Origin of the sequence: Paraburkholderia saeva (assembly GCF_907164555.1) — a bacterium.
Lineage (GTDB): Bacteria > Pseudomonadota > Gammaproteobacteria > Burkholderiales > Burkholderiaceae > Paraburkholderia > Paraburkholderia saeva.
On the sequence record NZ_CAJQZC010000001.1, the window covers coordinates 604,947 to 622,622 of the forward strand.

15 protein-coding genes are annotated in these 17,676 nt (G+C 61.2%); 8 read left to right on the forward strand and 7 right to left on the reverse strand.

The features are described 5' to 3' along the window. Positions 1-14: 14 nt before the first annotated feature. From LPA36_RS02700 to LPA36_RS02715, 4 genes are read right to left on the reverse strand one after another with little or no spacing between them, the layout of a single operon-like run. Positions 15-473, reverse strand: a complete 459-nt coding sequence (locus LPA36_RS02700) for an SRPBCC family protein (protein ID WP_228874601.1) — start codon at positions 471-473, stop codon at positions 15-17. Beyond that, positions 466-789 carry an ArsR/SmtB family transcription factor gene (locus LPA36_RS02705; protein ID WP_228874602.1) on the reverse strand — a complete coding sequence of 108 codons (324 nt, stop codon included), beginning with the start codon at positions 787-789 and terminating at the stop codon, positions 466-468. The genes LPA36_RS02700 and LPA36_RS02705 overlap by 8 nt, the downstream gene beginning before the upstream one ends. Positions 790-843: 54 nt before the next feature. Further along, positions 844-2,106, reverse strand: coding sequence for a glucarate dehydratase family protein (locus tag LPA36_RS02710; RefSeq protein WP_228874603.1), 1,263 nt, complete (start codon positions 2,104-2,106; stop codon positions 844-846). Beyond that, positions 2,103-3,161, reverse strand: coding sequence for a LacI family DNA-binding transcriptional regulator (locus LPA36_RS02715; RefSeq protein ID WP_228874604.1), 1,059 nt, complete (start codon positions 3,159-3,161; stop codon positions 2,103-2,105). Before LPA36_RS02715 ends, LPA36_RS02710 begins: the two co-directional genes overlap by 4 nt. A 372-nt stretch (positions 3,162-3,533) precedes the next feature. On the opposite strand from LPA36_RS02715, the gene LPA36_RS02720 reads away from it, so the two are divergent. The 7 genes from LPA36_RS02720 to LPA36_RS02750 all read left to right on the forward strand — a co-directional run bounded on the left by LPA36_RS02720 (position 3,534) and on the right by LPA36_RS02750 (position 12,989). Beyond that, positions 3,534-4,292: an SDR family NAD(P)-dependent oxidoreductase gene (locus LPA36_RS02720; protein ID WP_228874605.1), complete on the forward strand. Its 759-nt coding sequence runs from the start codon at positions 3,534-3,536 to the stop codon at positions 4,290-4,292. A gap of 75 nt (positions 4,293-4,367) precedes the next feature. Beyond that, on the forward strand, positions 4,368-5,660 hold the full coding sequence (locus LPA36_RS02725; protein ID WP_228874606.1) for an MFS transporter: 1,293 nt from the start codon (positions 4,368-4,370) through the stop codon (positions 5,658-5,660). Positions 5,661-5,770: 110 nt separating this feature from the next. Next, positions 5,771-6,028, forward strand: coding sequence for a hypothetical protein (locus LPA36_RS02730; RefSeq protein WP_228874607.1), 258 nt, complete (start codon positions 5,771-5,773; stop codon positions 6,026-6,028). A gap of 434 nt (positions 6,029-6,462) precedes the next feature. Then, on the forward strand, positions 6,463-7,740 hold the full coding sequence (locus LPA36_RS02735; protein ID WP_228874608.1) for a porin: 1,278 nt from the start codon (positions 6,463-6,465) through the stop codon (positions 7,738-7,740). Positions 7,741-7,826: 86 nt separating this feature from the next. Continuing rightward, the gene (locus LPA36_RS02740; RefSeq protein ID WP_228874609.1) at positions 7,827-10,571 is read left to right on the forward strand and encodes an autotransporter outer membrane beta-barrel domain-containing protein; all 2,745 of its coding nucleotides are present in this window, start codon (positions 7,827-7,829) and stop codon (positions 10,569-10,571) included. Positions 10,572-10,613: 42 nt separating this feature from the next. Next, positions 10,614-11,912, forward strand: coding sequence for an autotransporter strand-loop-strand O-heptosyltransferase (locus tag LPA36_RS02745; protein WP_228874610.1), 1,299 nt, complete (start codon positions 10,614-10,616; stop codon positions 11,910-11,912). Positions 11,913-11,987: 75 nt separating this feature from the next. Next, a complete protein-coding gene (locus tag LPA36_RS02750) occupies positions 11,988-12,989 on the forward strand; it encodes a mannuronate-specific alginate lyase (RefSeq protein WP_228874611.1) in 1,002 nt (333 codons plus the stop codon). Positions 12,990-13,103: 114 nt separating this feature from the next. On the opposite strand, the gene LPA36_RS02755 is transcribed toward LPA36_RS02750, so the two are convergent. Beyond that, a complete protein-coding gene (locus LPA36_RS02755; RefSeq protein ID WP_228874612.1) occupies positions 13,104-13,709 on the reverse strand; it encodes a LysE family translocator in 606 nt (201 codons plus the stop codon). A gap of 190 nt (positions 13,710-13,899) precedes the next feature. Here LPA36_RS02755 and gcvA point away from each other — a divergent pair, with 190 nt between their 5' ends. Then, positions 13,900-14,799 carry a transcriptional regulator GcvA gene (gene gcvA / locus LPA36_RS02760; protein ID WP_228874613.1) on the forward strand — a complete coding sequence of 300 codons (900 nt, stop codon included), beginning with the start codon at positions 13,900-13,902 and terminating at the stop codon, positions 14,797-14,799. Here gcvA and LPA36_RS02765 read toward each other — a convergent pair. Both LPA36_RS02765 and LPA36_RS02770 read right to left on the reverse strand, forming a co-directional pair. Continuing rightward, on the reverse strand, positions 14,725-16,389 hold the full coding sequence (locus LPA36_RS02765) for a thiamine pyrophosphate-binding protein (protein WP_228874614.1): 1,665 nt from the start codon (positions 16,387-16,389) through the stop codon (positions 14,725-14,727). The two genes, gcvA and LPA36_RS02765, sit on opposite strands and share 75 nt — an antisense overlap. Beyond that, complete coding sequence (locus LPA36_RS02770; RefSeq protein ID WP_228874615.1) at positions 16,382-17,623, reverse strand: MFS transporter; 1,242 nt, start codon at positions 17,621-17,623, stop codon at positions 16,382-16,384. Before LPA36_RS02770 ends, LPA36_RS02765 begins: the two co-directional genes overlap by 8 nt. Positions 17,624-17,676 lie beyond the last annotated feature (53 nt).

Genomic DNA, 17,676 nt, shown 5'->3' on the forward strand with positions numbered 1-17,676 from the left:
GCCGCTGATCGCACTTACGTCTTCTTGACGGGTACGACGAGTTTGCCTGTCTCGAGCAGCGACTTGAGATTCGAAAGAATGAGCGGCCAGCCGCCGGATACCGCGCCGATGAACTGTGTGCCTTCCTTTTCCATCGAGTGCGTGATGGTGAGCTTGACCGCATCGTCCATGGCTTCGAGATCGATCTCACAGCGGGAATAGCCTTCTTCCTTCAGTTCCGGCCTGAACTCGTTTCGCCATTTGATGACGACGCGCTTCGGCGGATCGCATTCCACGATCTCGCCGGTGTCGGCAATGCGGCCATCGGCAAAGATCATTTTCCATGACGAACCCACTTTCCAGTCCGTCTCCTGAACCACGCCGAACCAGTACTGCCGGGTGAATTCGGGGCTTGTCAGCGCCGTCCACAACTGCTCGGGCGTTGTGCGAATGTAGGTGACGTAGACGAATGTCGATGCGGTCGCGCTAGCCATGATCTTTTCCTTCAAGCGATTTCTTGAGTCTCGCGAGCGCGCCCAATTTTGTTTGTTCGAATTTGTTGATCCAGCGCTCTGCAATCTCGTTGATGGGAACCGGGTTGATGAAATGCAGCTTCTCGCGACCTTGCCACTTGCACGCAACAAGGTTCGCCTGCTCCAGGATCGACAGATGTTTCGTAACCGCCTGACGCGTCATGTTCAGGCCCTGGCAGAGTTCGCCTAACGTCTGGCCATTGTCTTCGTGCAGCCGGTCGAGCAGGGCTCGGCGGCTTGCGTCCGCCAGCGCCCTGAAAACAGAATCGTCATCCATGACTTCATTATGCAACCATTTGGTTGCATGTCAAGGAGGATGTGTGAGGAGAAATCAGAAGCGGGGCTTTTTGCGCGTCCAGTCGGGACGGAATTTGCGCATCTGCGAAACGTCATCGCGATTCGTGATGCCGCAATGCAGGTACTGGTCGTGGAGTGCCGCGAGCGCATCGCGATCGAGTTCGATGCCAAGCCCAGGTGCATCCGTTACCGTGACGCAGCCATCCTTGATGGCGATCTTGCCGCCCTTGATGACTTCATCGTCCTGCCACGGATAGTGCGTGTCGCACGCGTACGTCAGATTCGGCACGGCCGCGGCCAGATGCGACATCGCCATCAGGCTGATACCAAGATGCGAATTCGAGTGCATCGACAGCCCGAGCCCGAACGTATCGCACATCGCAGCGAGCGTTTGGGTGGCGCGCAGGCCGCCCCAGTAATGATGATCCGACAGCACGATCTGCACGCCGTTCAGCGTGACGTTGCGGCGGAATTCGTCCATATCCGTCACCACCATGTTGGTGGCGAGTGGCAGGCCGGTTGCCTTGTGCAGCTCAGCCATGCCTTCGAGGCCCGGCGTCGGGTCCTCGTAGTACTCGAGGTCGCCCTGGAGGCGTTGTGCCATGCGCACCGCCGTTTCGAGCGACCAGTTCGCGTTCGGATCAATACGCAGCGGGTGATTCGGAAACGCGCGCTTGAGCGCCTTCAGGCATTCGACTTCGTGGTCCGGATCGAGCGCACCGGCTTTCAGCTTGATGCTGCCAAAGCCGTAACGGTCGATCATCGTGCGCGCCTGGGCCACGAGCTGTTCGGCGTTTAACGTCTCGCCCCATGCATCGGGCCGGTATGACGAATCGACATCGCTTGAAAACTTGAAGAACAGGTACGCCGAAAAAGGGATCTGCCGACGCACCGCGCCGCCGAGCAGTTCGTAAACCGGCACGTTAAGCGAACGCGCCTGCACGTCGAGTAGCGCAACTTCGAATGCACCGAAGATCTTGCGCTCGGCGCTGCTCGCCTGCGAGCCTGGCGCCACGTCGAGTTCGACACCGTGTGCAACCGGCTTACCCACGGAAAGCACGCGTTGCCACAGGCCATTGAGATCGAACGGACTGAGTCCGACAAGCAGATCCTTGACGCGCAGAAGTCCTTCCAGCACCGGCTTGTCACCGTACGTTTCACCCAGGCCGACGAGCCCGTTGTCCGTCTCCACCTCGATGATCGAACGCAGCGCAAAAGGCTCATGGACGCCGCTCGCGTTGAGCAACGGTGGATCGCTGATGGCAATGGGTGTGACGTGAACGGCGACGATCTTCATCTACTGGTTCCTTTCCGGATTGGGATTGCGCGGGCAGCGGAAGCATCTTCGGACGCAGACGCACCTGCACGGCGCATGGTCGAGTCGCGCACGACAAGGCGCGGTTCAAGTAATGAGTATTCGGTGTCATTCTTGCCGGCGAGTGCGTCGATGAGCTTTAGCATCGCAATCTCGCCCATCTTTTCGCTTTGCAGGTCGACCGTAGTCAACGCGGGCGAAGCGTATTCGCCGTACGGCACGTTGTCGAAGCCCGCTATCGAAACGTCCTGCGGCAGTGAAAAGCCAAGCGCACGGGCCGCCTTGATGAAGCCGAGCGCGATCAGGTCGTTGTAGCAGATCACCGCATCGGGCCGGTTCGGGCCGAGCATGATGGAGGAGCACGCCCGCTCGCCACCCTGCGGCGAAGCCGCCTGAGCGTCATACACGCTGGCCGACAGTCCCTGTTCGGCGAGGCACGCCTGTACGCCGCGAATCCGCTCGTTATTCCATCGCGACTGGCCAAATCCCACGTAGGCAATCGACCGGTGGCCCTGGTTCAGCAGGTGTCTCGCAAGCATGTACGAGGCGAGATAGCTGTCAGTGCCCACGCTTGGAATCGGGAAGTGATGGTTCCGGCCGAAGAGCACGACCGGCTTGTGCAACTCGAGCATCCATTGCACGGATTGCTCCGGCATGCGGGAACTCACGATCACACCGTCGACCCGCTGGGCAAGCGCCTCGATCAAGACCTGCTCATGGTCCTGACTTTCTTCCGTATCGACGAGCAGTAACGTGTAGTCGTGCTGGAGCGCCACGCGGTTCGCGCCCTTGACGATGCTCGTGAAGTGCGGATTGAGGATGTCGAGGATCGCAAGGCCAATGGTGCGTGTCTCGCCCGTGATCATCGAGCGTGCGAGCGGATTCGACCGGTATCCCAGTTCATCGATGGCGGCCTGGACCCTCGCTTCGACCGGCGGGGAAAAGCGCTGCGCGTGGTTGATGAACTTCGACACGGTGGTGACGGATACGCCGGCGGCGGCGGCGACGTCTCGGATCGTCGAGGAGGTTTTTTTCATATGTTTTAGGGTAACGTTTTTCTATGCTAATTGAAATCCGGCCAGCAGTAAAGATGTGATGCCGGGCGCCCTCTAAACCTTCTCGACTGGTTTTCATGTATCGGACGTGCACGCCCGATCAATTCTCGTTTACCTCTATAAACACGGCACTTTCTGATTGTTCAAACTACTGTCTTGCGTGGCGCGCCGGTGCAGGCGGCCTCTATCACGTGCGGAAACGCGGTCTCGTTTTCGCTCGGGTTGTTGCCTCGGGTTTTCACCGATGCTCACCAATCGGGAAAACGATTGACTTCACTCGCTCGCCCCAATTATATTTGGGAAAACGTTTTTCTGGCACGTATCTCACGTGTCTTCCGGGCTCTTAAAAGAACTATGCAGATCCAATTCGATTTCAGCGACAAGGTTGTGGTTGTGACGGGGGCGAGCGGGGCAATCGGCTCGGCAATTGCAAAGCGCTTTTGCGAAGCCGGCGCCCGCGTGGTGGCGACGGGGCGCAATCGCGACGCGCTCGCCGGATTGCGAGACACCCTGGGTGCGCATTGCGACGTGCTCGCAGGCGATATTGCTGACGACGGTCATCGCAGCGAGATCCTCGCGCGCGCAGCTGGGCACGGTGGCCTGGACATCCTGATCAACAACGCCGGTCTCACGCAGACAAAAAAGCCAACCGACACGGCAACTCTCGACGAATTCGACGAAATCATCGCGGTGAACCTGCGCGCGACGTATGCGCTCAGCCTCGATGCAATCCGTGGCTGGACTGCGAGCGGGCGCAGTGGTGCGATCGTGAACGTGTCGTCGCCGGGCGCGCAGCGTGCCCATCGCAACAACGCGATCTACGACGTCAGTAAAGGTGGCATGGATGCGCTCACACGTTGTCTTGCCGCCGACTTCGGTCACCACGGCATCCGCGTGAACGCAATCGCTCCCGCGCAGATTCCGCACTCGCATACGCTCACAGTCGATCCGGCCGCAGCGCGCGGCTTGCCGCTGCCGCGACACGGCAGCGCGGACGAAGCCGCGCTCGCAGTGCTGTTCCTCGCCTCCGACGCGGCGTCGTTCGTTACAGGACACGTGTTGCCGGTGGACGGCGGACTGCTCGCGCAACTGCGCGTGCCAGCGGCGGCATGAAGTTCCGATGCGCCTGCCGCAATATCAATGGGAAGAGACCGATGCCCGTACTTCATCGAAAGAGAGCATGACGTCGTGACAATCAAGGTTAAAGGTCTTCGATGGTGGATGATCGGTCTGCTGACACTTGGCACGATCACCAACTATCTCGCGCGCAGTTCGCTGAGTGTCGCAGCGCCGGCGGTCATGGAGCATCTCCATATCAGCACCCATCAATACGGGTGGATTACGGGCGCGTTTCTCGTCATGTATCCAATCGGTGCGCCGCTCACTGGATATCTGATGGACCGGGTCGGGCTCCGGGCAGGCTTTCTGATTTGCGGTGTCGCGTGGTCGGTGATCTGCATGGCCCACGGTTTCGCAGGCGGCTGGGTCGGATTGTTCGTGCTGCGGGGCATGCTCGGATTCGTCGAGGCGGCCTTCATTCCGGGTGGCATGCGCGCGGCTGCCTACTGGTTTCCGGCGCACGAACGTGGCATCGCGGCGGGCGTGTTCAATCTTGGGACGTCGCTTGGCGCCATCATGGCGCCGCCGCTCATCGCATGGTCGATCCTCACGTACAACTGGCACATGGCATTTATCGTCGCCGGCGGACTGGGACTGTGCTGGGCCGTGCTGTGGCTTGTGTTTTACCGCCATCCCGATGAGCACAAGGCGCTGACAGCCGAAGAGGCGTCGTACATCGCCGCCGGCCAGGCGCCCGATGTCGATGCGCACGTAAGCGCGCGCCCGTTGTTGCGCGAGATTCTCACGCAGCGCAATTTCTGGGGCATTGCGCTGCCGCGATTTTTTGCGGATCCGGTCTGGGGCACGCTCGTGTACTGGATGCCGCTCTATCTCTATCAGGTTCGCGGCTTCGATCTCAAGACAATTGCCATGACCGCGTGGCTACCATTCGTGACCGCCGACCTCGGCTGCATGATGGGTGGCTCGTTGTCGGTCTGGTTAAACCGGCGGTTTGGCACGCCGATCGTCGATGGCAAGCGCGCGGTCTTCACACTCGGCGCAGTGCTGATGATCGCGATGGCTGGCGTCGGATTCGTTCAGAGCCCGGGCACCGCAATATTCCTCCTGTGTCTGGGCGGATTTGCACACCAGACGCTGTCGGTCACGGTGATATCGATGTCCGCCGATCTGTTCCCGCGCAGGGAAGTCGCGACGGTGACCGGGCTTGCCGGATTCGTCGCTGGCATCGGCAATCTCTGCTTCACGCTGCTGATTGGCTGGTTCGTGGGACGCATCGGCTATACGCCGTTCTTTACGGTGCTGGGTTTTGGCGACCTCATCGGTGCGGTATGTCTGTGGACGCTGGTCAAGCGGGCAGCGGACGGAGCGCATTCCGATGCTGCGACCGCGGTGAGTGCCTGACCGTGGGCGTGCGCATGTTGAAGGAAGGTGGCAATGAAGTGGATTGTGCAATGCAGGCCATGCGAGACAACTACTGCGCGGACGAAGCGGGAAGAGCGGCCGGAAAAATCATGAAAGCGGATGTCATCGAAACGGGCGTCGAGCGCGATCTGCACGCGCTCTGCCTCTACCTGTTCGATGTCTGGTGCGAGCGGCGCAACGTGATTCCGCTCGCTTACCTGATGCACAACTGGCCAATGGTAAGCGCGACTGCGGAAACGCGAACGCGGCTGGTCAAAGCGTTTCGCGACCTTCAGAAGTGGCATGCCGATGCCTTGTTCCCGGCTGAACATCAGATGATCTCGCGCGTCCTCGCGCAATCCACGTAAGGGGTTGAGAGGGGTAGCGCTCTCCTGGGAGAGCGCTACCCGAGCAGGTCGAAAAGTATGCACGAAGGAAAACGTTAATCTCACTGTGTGTGACTGGAAGTTCGAACGTTGTTGGGTGTATCAAGCGGGCGAATGAATATGGATATGCGTGCAGAAAGTGTGCGATGAAATTGCGAATGTGCCGGGAAAAAGCCCGCTAAATGCTCTTCTTCACAGCCTGTACCGCAGCAGAACGAAGACCTGTAAAGAACGTGAAACGAAGAGCGTGTGTGCGGAAAATTCTTGACGCAGCGGAATCAGATTGCGAATATAGGAAATCGTTTTACTAGCCGTCGCGAAACACTGACAAATCATCGAAGACACCGGGGAGCAACGGGCCGCATACGCGACCTGCTTCATGAAGTGTGCAGAATGAGAAGAAGACTGGAGACAACGTGAAAAAGCAGAATTTCAAGCAAGCATGCCTCGTCGGCGCGTGCCTCGCGTACGGCGCCATGGCCCATGCACAGGAAGCGGCGAAGGCGCCGACATTCGCGGGTTCCGAAGAAGCTGGCTTCAATCCGCTGGGTTCACCCGTCTCCGGCGATGGCGTATCGGTTAGCGGCGACACGCTGCAACTCTACGGTCTGTTGAGCCCAACCATTGCTTACATGACGGCCAATGGCGCGCGTAACGGTCCAGATGAAAGCAGCAGGACGAATTTCGCCAGCAACGGTTCCTACTGGGGCATACGCGGTGCGGAGGACCTCGGGTCGACGTGGTACGTGCTGTTCCAGCTGGAAAACACGGTCAATGTGGGCACGGGTACGAATACGAATGCCAGTGGCCAGTTTGCGGGTCGCGATACGTTCATCGGGATACAGAACGACACGTTTGGGGTGCTGAAATTCGGCCTGCTGACGTCACCGTTGTACGACACGGTCGGCACCTACAAATTTCTCGGCGACCAGATGCCGATCGCCAGCCCGACGACGCTGATGACCACGCTCAACGGCACGTCGCTGCAGTTCAACAACCGCGTCGCAAACGCCGTGCTTTATGCGACGTCGAAAGATTCCAGCGGGCTCGTCGGTCACTTCCTTTACACCAACAGCCAGAGCGCCGACCCGGCGAACGGCATCACCGGCAACGCGGATCGCGTGTATTCGCTGTCCGCGAGCTACGGGGCCGGCCCGATGTATCTGCAGTACGTGTACGAGTCCCGCGCGAACCAGGACAAGCTCGCACAGGGGTCGTCAAACGACTGGTCGAACCGTATCGTCGGACGGTACTCGTTCACAAGCACGTTCAGTCTCGCGTTCGGTCTCGACTATTCCGGCTCGGACGGCACCTACGGCAAGAAGACTGCAGCCGGACCGGGCCGTGTCTCACGCCAGGCCGCAACGGTCAGCCTCGGGAAAGTGGTCGGCAACAACGAATTCATCGGCGGCTATGCCTATGCCCGCAGCTTGCAGTGTTCGGGAGCCGCGGTCGGCGCCGTCGCAAGTTGCGCGTCGAACGTGAGAAGCGGGACGTCGGCACAGCAGTTCTCGCTGGCCTACATCTATCGCCTCAGCAAACGCACGCTGGTCTCTGCCTACATCAGCCGTATCTGGAACGGAAGCCAGGGCCTGTACGACTTCGATTCGACACCCGTCGTGCAAAGCGTCAGCGCCCGCACGCCAGGGGTGAATCCAACAGGCGGCGGCGTCGGCATCACGCACATCTTCTGAGACTCCACATCACGATGGTGGCCCACGACAGCCCGGCGCAACGCCGGACCGGCGGGGACGGGTACAGGCAAGGGAAAAAGACAATCATGAACGAGACCAATCCGTGGCAAGTGGTGTCCGATCTGGCGATGCTGCAACAGCGCCGCGCACGCATCGAACCGATGTTGCCCGTCAATGCGCTGTCGGCTGTTATGGCGATCGTGTTCCCGGCCATCAGCAATCACGCGCTTGCCCAGTGCGTCGGCCAGATCCTGCCGCCGAGTACGGGATGCGCGGCAAATGTGTCGGCCGGCGCGAGCGCGACGGGCACGACCATTAACAGTACCGGCGTGCAGACAGTCGGTTCAGGTGGTTTCACCAGCGCCACGATCGTGAACTCGCGAGGAACGCAGTCCGTTCTCGCCGGCGGCAACGACACGGGCGCAATCGTCAACAGCGGTGGATCGCAGAACATCGCGGGTACAGCGAGCGGAACAACAGTGAATGCGGGCGGCAAGCAGTTCGTTTCGTCGGGCGGCGCGACGACTGGCGTGAGCGTTGCCTCGGGCGGCACGCAGACGATCATGGCCGGCGCAAGCGACCAGCTTGCAACCGTACAGGGAGGCGGTACGCAGCTCGTGTCCGGAACGGTCACATCGGCGACAGTCAGCGGCAAGGAAACTGTCTCCTCAGGCGGCGCAACGATGGGCGTCACGGTTGCCTCGGGTGGCACGCAGACGATCATGACTGGCGCGGGCGACCAGCTTGTCGTGATCATGGGCGGCGGCACGCAGATCGTGTCCGGTACCGCTACCTCGGCGACGCTTAACGGCGGCAAGCAGTCGGTCACAGCGGGCGGCGTGGCGAACGGTACCGTGATCAATTCGGGCGGCTCGCAGGCCGTGCTTGCGGGCGGCACGGCCAATGGCGCGGTGATTAACAACGGCGGCAAGCAGGCGGTGTCATCGGGTGGCGTGGCATCGGCCGCGACGCTTAACAATCTCGGCACCCAGATCGTTAGCGGCGGCGGTGTCGCGAGCGCGACCGTGGTCAATTCAGGCGGCGTGCTCACGGTTGCAGGCGGCGTGGCAAACGGGGCGGTGATCAATTCTGGCGGCAGCGCCTCGGTGGCGAGTGGCGGCACGGCGACCAATACCGTGGTGAATCCTTTCGCACGGCAGACCGTGACGAGCGGTCTTGCTGTCAACACCGTGCTGGTCGGTGCGGTCTCCTCGGGCGGCACACAGTATGTCTCCGCTGGCGGCGTGACGCTCAACACGACGGTCGGTCAGAAGGCCCGTCAAACGATCTATCCGGGCGGCACCGCGAACAGCACGCTGGTTCTGTCGGCCGGCACGCAGACAGTTTCGAGCGGCGGTCTCGCAAATGGCACGATGGTCGCTAATGGTGGCATGCAGCAAGTGGTCGGCGGCGGCACGGCAAGTGGCTCGGTCGTGACGAGCGGGGGCACCGCAGCGCTGTACGTAGGCGGTATGACGTCGACGGGCGTGGTGCCCGGTCCTGTCTTCACGTCGGGCAATGTGCAGGGCACATTGCTTGTCGCGACCAGCACGTCGATCGTCGTCACGGGCAACGCTAACGCGACAGCGAACGCGCTTGTGCTTAACGGCGGCAATGTCGTCTTTAGCGCACCGGATTCAGCAGGTTATAAGGCATTGACCGTGAACGGGCTGAGCGGCAGCGGACAGTTTTCGCTGAATACCAACGTCGCCGCAGGGCAGGGCGATCAATTGATCGTCAACAACGGCAGCGGCAATTACGTGCTCTCCGTCCAGGACGCCAGCACGACACCGGCGCCCAAAGGTACACGCATGGCGTTGGTCAGCGGCACCAACGACAACGCGAATTTCACGCTGCAGTCGGGCACCATCGATGTCGGCGCCGAGAAGTACGCGTTGCAGGATGTCGCCGGGCAATTCTATCTCGCGGACACCGGGCAACTGGGTGATGCAGCGTCGGTCGCCCAGGCGTTACCGGCTGTCTCGACGATGCTCTGGTATGAGCAGATCCAGCAAACCATGTCGCGGATGGCGGAGCTGCGGGGCGGCACGGATCAGGGGCTGTGGATTCACGCGTACGGTCAGCGTTTTACGCTCGATTCGGCGGGCATCTCCTCATCCGTTGACGCGGGTGGCGTGCAGTTCGGCCGCGATCTGCGTTTTGCGCGCCCGTATGGCGACTGGTACGTCGGGCTGACGGGTGGCGTGGCCGAAGCGCGCACCACCACCGGCGACAGCGGGTCCGCGAGCGTGTATCCATGGAACGTGGGTCTGTACGGTGGGCTCGCCGGCAAGAACGGCTGGTTCACGGACGCGGTTGTCCGTTTCATCAGCACGTCGAACACGCTTTCGATTACCGGCAACAACACGGGCAGCTATAACGACAACGGTTTCGCTGCGTCCCTCGAAGGCGGCAAGCGCCTGGAACTCGCAGGCGACTGGATCATTGAGCCGCGTGTGGCGTTCTCGTATCTCAGCGCCAATTCGATCGGCTATACGCTCGCCAACGGCATGCCGATTCAGCTCGCCGCACACAACACAGCGCTGGGAAGCGCGGGCGTGACGGTCAGCAAGACCCTCACGTTGTGGCAGACCCCGATGCAACCATTCGTCAGCCTTAACGCCGTGCACGCCTTCAACAGTCAGCAGACGGTGACTGTGGCCGGCAGCGACATCAATGCGCAAACGCCCGATTCCTGGGGCTCGGTTTCGGCGGGTGTCGCGGCATCGTTGAATCGCAGTTCTCATTTCTACGTCGATGTGAGCTATGCGAAGGGCCAGCATTATCAAAGCCCGATCGCGGTCAATGTCGGCCTTTCGTATCAGAAGTAATAGCGTCATGTATCGAATCTTGAGCGAAAAGAGCAAGCCAAAATGAGCGAATCTCCCAGTTTTTCCGTGATGCCCCGCGAGGACGGGAGCGCGCCGCTGCAAGCGGGTTCGCAGCCTGGTGCGATGGACGCAGGTCCGTTCGTCAACCTTGGCGTGCCGTCATTGAGCGGCCCTGCCGGCATCCAGTTCGACTTCAACTACGGCTGCCGTGTGCAGGTTGAGGGCGACGGCTGGCGTGTGCGGCTGCTCGACCGGGACGCGGACGTTGTGCTCTTTGACGAAGTGGTTGCCGACGCGACGGTGGCGAGCACCAAGCGCTATTTCGTCAACTTTCGCATTGAAGTCATGCGCAACGACGAGCTCGTGTTCGAACACGATTTCGACCTGTGCGGCAAGAAGGTATATGCACGTCTGCCAGTCGGGACGATTGGCGACATCGTCGCGTGGTTTCCCTATGTCGACGAATTTCGCAAGCGCCACGGCTGCGAAATGTATCTCTCGATGGGCGAGGGGATATGGTCTTTGTTCGAAGATGCGTATCCAGAGCTGCACTACATTCGTCCGCAGGATGAAGACGCGCGCAAACACGAGTTTTACGCGAGCTACTACCTGGGCATTTTCTTTCCCTGCGAAGACCGCACGCATCAGCCGACCGATTTCCGGGTCAGCGGTTTGCAGAAGACAATCGCGTATCTGCTGGGCCTTCCCGCAAACGAATGTCGTCCGCGCATCGGCGTTCGCGACACCGCGCGACGCATCGCCGAACCCTACGTATGCATCGCTGCGCAATCGTCGTCGCAATGCAAGTACTGGAACAACCCGACGGGCTGGTTTGAAACCGTCAAGTTTCTTAAAGCCAGGGGATATCGCGTGCTTTGCATCGATCGCGAGCACGTCAACGGCCACGGATTGCAGTGGAATCACATTCCTTACGGCGCCGAAGACTTCACCGGCAATCTGCCGTTGCAGGAGCGCGCCAGCCTCCTCATGCACGCAGACTTTTTCGTTGGACTGTCGAGCGGTTTGTCATGGCTCGCGTGGGCGCTCAACAAGCCGGTTGTGATGATCAGCGGATTCACGCACCCGCAAAATGAGTTCGAAACGCCTTATCGGGTGATCAATTTCCACACGTGCAACAGTTGCTGGAACGACACGACCGTCGAATTCGATCACAAGGATTTTATGTGGTGTCCGCGTCATGCGGGCACTGATCGTCAGTTCGAATGCTCGCGGCTGATTACGCCGCATCAGGTGAATCGTGCAATCGAGCGCCTCATGGCCGATCACGGCTTCGACGCGGGCGAGACGCGGAAGTTGTATTCACCTGAAGCCATAGCGTGATTATCGATTTTCGCCTTGGGCCTTCAGGTAATGACGGCATGTCCCTTAACGGCTAACAATCTTGATGGAGTTTTGATGCAGCTCGCACGTCTTACGTTTTGCCTCGCCGCCCTCGCTTTCTCGCTGGACGCACTCGCGATGGATTGTCCGTCGGCGCCTCCCGCCATGCGGGACATCAAGGCTCAGGGTTACTACACCGATGCCGCACATTCCGTGATCGACGAGGCAAAGAAGCGCGCCAACACCGAGATGACCCGACCGCTCGACGACTACACGAAACAGGTCGCCGATATGTCGGATCGCTATCTGGCGAAGCACGATGTCTCTGCGGGACAATGCACCATCGAATGGTTGAGCAGCTGGGCACGCGATGGCGCGATGCTTGGCGAGATGATTCACATCAACAACGACCAGTCCGATTATCTGCGGCAGTGGGTGGCCGGGGGTGCCGGCATCGCGTACCTGAAAACACGTGAACTCGCGACCGCCGGGCAGCGTGCCGAGATCGACGCGTGGCTCGAAAAACTAGCGACAGCCAATATGGCGTACTGGGATAACCCAAAGAAAACCCGCAACAACCATTACTACTGGACGGGTGTGGGCGTGATGGCAGCGGCCGTCGCGACCGGCGATCCGGCGCTTCTCGATACGGCGCGCGGCGTCTACGAAAAGGGCATCAACGATATCGAAGACGACGGCAGCCTGCCTATGGAAATGAAGCGGGGCAAGCGTGCGCTGCACTATCACAACTATGCTTTGGCTCCGCTCGTGCTGATGGCCGAGATGGCGCGACTGAAGGGCGAGGACTGGTACGCGTACAAGGACCACCGCATCAACCGGTTGGCCGAGCTTGTGGCAAGCGGGTACCGTGATGACTCCTGGTTTGCAGCGCAGTCGGGTGTCAAGCAGGAAAAGTGGAAGCCGGATGGCGAAGCGGGCTGGGTCGAGTTCTATCGCCTGCGTGCGGTTCACCCTGAACTCTTTGAGCCACTGCACGATGCCGGGCCGTTCCGTGAACCGCGGATGGGCGGCAATCTGACCTTGATGGCTCAAGTTGGGATAACTGGATCGAAATAGTGGTTCAGGCGAGGGAACGGGGAAGCCTGCCCGACAATCGCCCCGGCGTGGTTGGTTGACTGATGCGCGAACTCGCCCACTTAGGGCGGCCAATATGGGTTCACGAGCGGATGTTCAGGTAAGAGCAACATATCCGGCAACAAGGATCATGCTGGTGCCAAATACCCAACCCTGGACGCGCATCGCACGCGCTGAACGGAATCGTCGGAGAATCAGCTGGCCGCCATAAATCCATGGGAAGTGGCAGACGACGCACACGATCAGGAAAGCGGCGGACAACTGCACGATCTGCGTCGGAAGCGATTTCGCCGGGTCTAGAAACTGCGAAAACATGACAAGAATCATCGAGTGAATCTTGGGATTCAGCATCACCGCAAGAAATCCGTCTTTGACCCGCAGACGCGAACGACGCTCGCCGTCCTTTTCTGATCCACTGGCTGGCCGAAAAAATCCCCAGGCGAGATACAGCAGATAAGCGATGCCAGCCCACTTCAGCACGATCTCTATCTGTGAATGACCCTGCAGGACCTTGCCCAGACCTGCTCCGTATACGCCGGAAAGGACGAGATTCGCCATCTCGAAGCCAAACCAGAATGGCAGTGTCCCGGTCACGCCGAAGCGCCCGCCAGCAGTCGCGAGCACCGTGTTGCCAGGACCCGGGCTTACAACCATGGGTACGGCGTAACCGAGGAACAAAATCCATATCTTCAATGCGATCATTAGCTAGCCTTATCTCGTCAAGAGGCCGGGCACCATGCCTGCCCGGCACGTGTGTGATTAGAACCGGCTACCGTCGACCACACAAACGGGTTATCTTCATGCTCTCGATAAGCCAAAGTAATCGACGCCATCCATGCGACGCTTGCCCCCACTCAGTGCGCTGCGCGCCTTCGAGGCCGCGGCAAGGCACTTGAGCTTTACCCGCGCTGCCGCGGAACTCTGCGTGACACAGGCGGCGATCAGTCATCAGATCCGCCAGCTTGAGGGCTGGCTGGGCCGCCGCCTGTTTGAACGCCGGGGCCATGCGCTTGAGCTCACCCGGGACGGGAAAGCCTATCTTCTCGAGCTGACGGGCGCGTTTGATCGCGTTGCGGCGGCCACAGCACGACTGATGGAACCTGACCGGCGGCCTCTGCGCATCACCGCGCTCCCGTCCTTCGCATCGCGATGGCTCGTTCCGCGCCTCGAATCATTTCGTACCCAACATCCGGACATCGACGTTCGTCTCGATAGTTCGGCGGCCGTCTGGTCGTTTTCGAGTGACCGTTTCGATCTGGCGATTCGTTCGGGATTGGGGAAATGGGCAGGACTGACAGCCGACCTGATAGGCCGTGAGAGACTGAGCCCCGTCTGCAGTCCAGCGCTGGTGATCGGGCCGCCTGCCATTCGCGCTCCGTCCGACTTACGCCACGTACGCCTGCTCTATGACACGCCGAGGCAGGGATGGACAGACTGGTTCGAAAAGGCAGGGATAAAGCGGTTCGTATCGGACGTCGGCCCTTCGTTTAACGATGCGAGCCTCGCGCTGCAGGCAGCGGCGGATGGACAAGGCGTGGCATTGGGTCGCCTGATGCTCGCTGCGGACGACCTGAACAGTGGGCGACTGATACAACCTTTCGATATCGAGCTACTCAACGATTACAGCTACTGGCTTGTCTATCCGCCCGCGGCAATGAATCACCCGGGGGCAGAAGCCTTCCGGAGCTGGCTCCTGTCGGAAGCCATGCAGCGCGTCTCAGGCAGGAAGCCGCGCGCCGGGCGTGATCTGGAACGGATCGACCCTGAGTTCGATCAACGCCGCGACCCCTGAAGCCTGTGCGCGGGCAAACGCGGCGGGGAAATCCTCGCTGCGTTCGACGCGCTCCGCGAATGCGCCGAATGCCGTGGCAAGCGTGACGAAATCCGGGTTGCGCAAGTCCGTGCTTGCCACGCGTCCCGGATACTCCCGTTCCTGATGCATGCGGATCGTGCCCAGCATGCCGTTGTTCACGACGATCACAATCAGCGCGGCGCCGTATTGCACCGCCGTCGCGAGTTCCTGCGGATACATCATGAAGCATCCGTCGCCCGCGAAACACACCACGGTTCGCCCGGGGTGCTGAAGCTTTGCAGCCACCGCCGCCGGCAGGCCGTAGCCCATGGCGCCGCTCGTCGGCGCGAGTTCCGTGCGCGGCGTGCGGTACCGGTAGTAGCGATGCACCCAGACCGTATAGTTGCCCGCACCGTTGGCGATGATGGCGTCATCAGGCAGCGTGGCGTTCAGGTGTCTCAGCACCTGCGTCATGTCGACGCCTTCGGTCGGCACGTCCGACGCCGGTTCCCCCGAATGCCGCTCATAATCCGCGCGTGCGGACGCGGTCCACGTATGCCAGACGACGTCGGTTGCGGGCATGGCGGCCAGCGCGCGGGCGAACTCGCGCATGCCGCAGTTGATGGCAAGCGCGGGTTGATAGACGCGGCCCAGTTCGCCGGCGTCGGCGTGCACATGGACCAGCGTTTGTTTTGGCAGCGGGCTCTGGAACAGCGTGTAGCCGTCTGAAGTGACCTCGGCGAGGCGCGTGCCGAGCGCAATCACAAGGTCTGCGGATCGCACGCGGTCGGCCAGTTGTGGCGATACGCCGAGGCCAATCTGGCCGACATAGTTCGCATGGCGGTTGTCAAACAGATCCTGGCGGCGGAAGGAAGCGGCAACCGGTATGTCGAAGGCTTCGGCGAAGGAGCGCAGGTCCGCGCATGCCGCTTCGTCCCAACCCGAACCGCCCACTACGAGCAGCGGCTGGCTCGCATTGGCGAGCAAGCCTCGAAAGGCTTCCGTTGCGCCCGCGCCGAGGCCCGGCTGAGTGGCCGGCGAAAGACCGGCGTCATGCGCGATGCCCGACGCGAAGAGGACGTCTTCAGGCAGCGCGATCACGACGGGGCCCGGTCGCCCGGACCTGGCCACGCTGAATGCGCGCGCCAGCACTTCGGGAATGCGCGCGAGGTCCTGGATTTCCGTCACCCATTTCGCCATGCCGCCGAACATGCGCCGGTAGTCGACTTCCTGGAACGCCTCGCGTTCGGAAAACAGCGTGTCGACCTGGCCGATGAACAGGATCATCGGCGTGGAATCCTGGCTTGCCGTGTGCACCCCGATGCTTGCATGCGTCGCGCCCGGCCCGCGAGTCACGAAACAGATGCCAGGGCGGCCGGTGAGCTTGCCGTAGGCATCGGCCATGTTCGCCGCCGCGCCTTCATGGCGGGCGACGTAGGTACGGATGGATGTCGCGTCGCGCAGCGCGTCCAGGACCGGGAGGTAGCTTTCGCCCGGCACGCAGTACACCGTATCCACGCCGTTCGCGAGCAACGCAGCGACCACGATCTGGCCGCCATTGCGCGTGCCGGGAAAGGTGGGGTTAGACATGTAGTTCGAGCTCCTTGAAGCGCGTTTCAGGCATCGCCAGCGCGGCGAGGAAGACGAGGGCGTAGGACGCGGCCGCCCAGGCGCCGATCGAGGGACCGAGGCCGTAGCGGGCGCTCGTGATACCCACCGCGGCCGGAATCAGCGAGCCGAAGGCGCGCCCGAAGTTATACGAAAAGCCACCCGCGCTGGCGCGGATCTGGGCGGGAAAGAGTTCGGAAAAGCAGGCGCCCATCCCGGATACGATGCCCGACTGGAACATCCCGACGAGGAAGCCGAGCAGGAGCATGGTCACGCCGACGACCGGCAGAAACGTATAGGTCAGGATCGCGAGCGTCGCCCCGAGTGCGGACAACACGAATGTCTTGCGCCGCCCGAGCATGTCGCTCAGGTAGGCCGCGCCGACATAGCCGCAAAACGATCCGAAGATGTTGATGGCGAGATACCAGGTGGTGACCCCGACGGACATGCTGTGCGTTTGCCGCAGATAGGTGACGAGCCAGGTGAGGATGGTGTAATTGCCGCCCAGCGCGCCGCCCGCAAGCAGTGAAGCCGTCAGGGTCTTGCCCGCGATGCCGCGTGAGAAGATCAGTTTGAGGTTGCCCCCGATGCTGCCGCGCGCGCCGGCTGTCTTCACGGCGAGGTAGGCTTCCGATTCCTTCACATTGCGCCGCAGCCAGATCACGGACAGCGCCGGCAGGATGCCGACCATGAAGAGCGCGCGCCACGCGGTCTCGGCGGGCAGCAGGCTGAAGATCGTGAAGTAGGCAAGCGCCGCGAGTGCATAGCCGATCGGCCAGCCTGCCTGTACGGTGCCGACAGCCCGCCCGCGAATGCGCTTGTCGACCACCTCGCCGATCAGCACCGCACCCGCCGCCCACTCGCCGCCGAAGCCGAGTCCTTGCAGGCTGCGCGTGATGAGCAGTTCGTGAAAGCTGTGCGTGAAGGCAGAGGCTCCCGTGAAGACCGCGAACCACACGATGGTGATCTGCAATACCTTGACCCGGCCGATCCGGTCGGCGAGCAGACCGGCCAGTACGCCGCCTATGGCCGACGTGATCAACGCGGACGTGCCGATGATGCCCGCCTCCGACTTTGTCATACCCCACAGCGTGATGAGCGTCGGGATAACGAAAGCGAAGAGTTGCACGTCCATGGCGTCAAGCGCCCAGCCCATCAGGCATGCCCAGAATGTGCGCTTTTGCGGCGGATTCATGCTGCCGTACCAGGTCGCCATGTCGTCTCCTCATCTTCTAATGTTTTGTATGCGCCGGCGCGGGGTCACTGCCT

What these genes read in the sequence shown, in the direction of transcription:
- LPA36_RS02700 (WP_228874601.1), bottom strand. Translation starts at nt 473, where the DNA reads ATGGCTAGCGCGACCGCATCGACATTCGTCTACGTCACCTACATTCGC.
- LPA36_RS02705 (WP_228874602.1), bottom strand. Translation starts at nt 789, where the DNA reads ATGGATGACGATTCTGTTTTCAGGGCGCTGGCGGACGCAAGCCGCCGA.
- LPA36_RS02710 (WP_228874603.1), bottom strand. Translation starts at nt 2,106, where the DNA reads ATGAAGATCGTCGCCGTTCACGTCACACCCATTGCCATCAGCGATCCA.
- LPA36_RS02715 (WP_228874604.1), bottom strand. Translation starts at nt 3,161, where the DNA reads ATGAAAAAAACCTCCTCGACGATCCGAGACGTCGCCGCCGCCGCCGGC.
- LPA36_RS02720 (WP_228874605.1), top strand. Translation starts at nt 3,534, where the DNA reads ATGCAGATCCAATTCGATTTCAGCGACAAGGTTGTGGTTGTGACGGGG.
- LPA36_RS02730 (WP_228874607.1), top strand. Translation starts at nt 5,771, where the DNA reads ATGAAAGCGGATGTCATCGAAACGGGCGTCGAGCGCGATCTGCACGCG.
- LPA36_RS02740 (WP_228874609.1), top strand. Translation starts at nt 7,827, where the DNA reads ATGAACGAGACCAATCCGTGGCAAGTGGTGTCCGATCTGGCGATGCTG.
- LPA36_RS02745 (WP_228874610.1), top strand. Translation starts at nt 10,614, where the DNA reads ATGAGCGAATCTCCCAGTTTTTCCGTGATGCCCCGCGAGGACGGGAGC.
- LPA36_RS02750 (WP_228874611.1), top strand. Translation starts at nt 11,988, where the DNA reads ATGCAGCTCGCACGTCTTACGTTTTGCCTCGCCGCCCTCGCTTTCTCG.
- LPA36_RS02755 (WP_228874612.1), bottom strand. Translation starts at nt 13,709, where the DNA reads ATGATCGCATTGAAGATATGGATTTTGTTCCTCGGTTACGCCGTACCC.
- LPA36_RS02765 (WP_228874614.1), bottom strand. Translation starts at nt 16,389, where the DNA reads ATGTCTAACCCCACCTTTCCCGGCACGCGCAATGGCGGCCAGATCGTG.
- LPA36_RS02770 (WP_228874615.1), bottom strand. Translation starts at nt 17,623, where the DNA reads ATGGCGACCTGGTACGGCAGCATGAATCCGCCGCAAAAGCGCACATTC.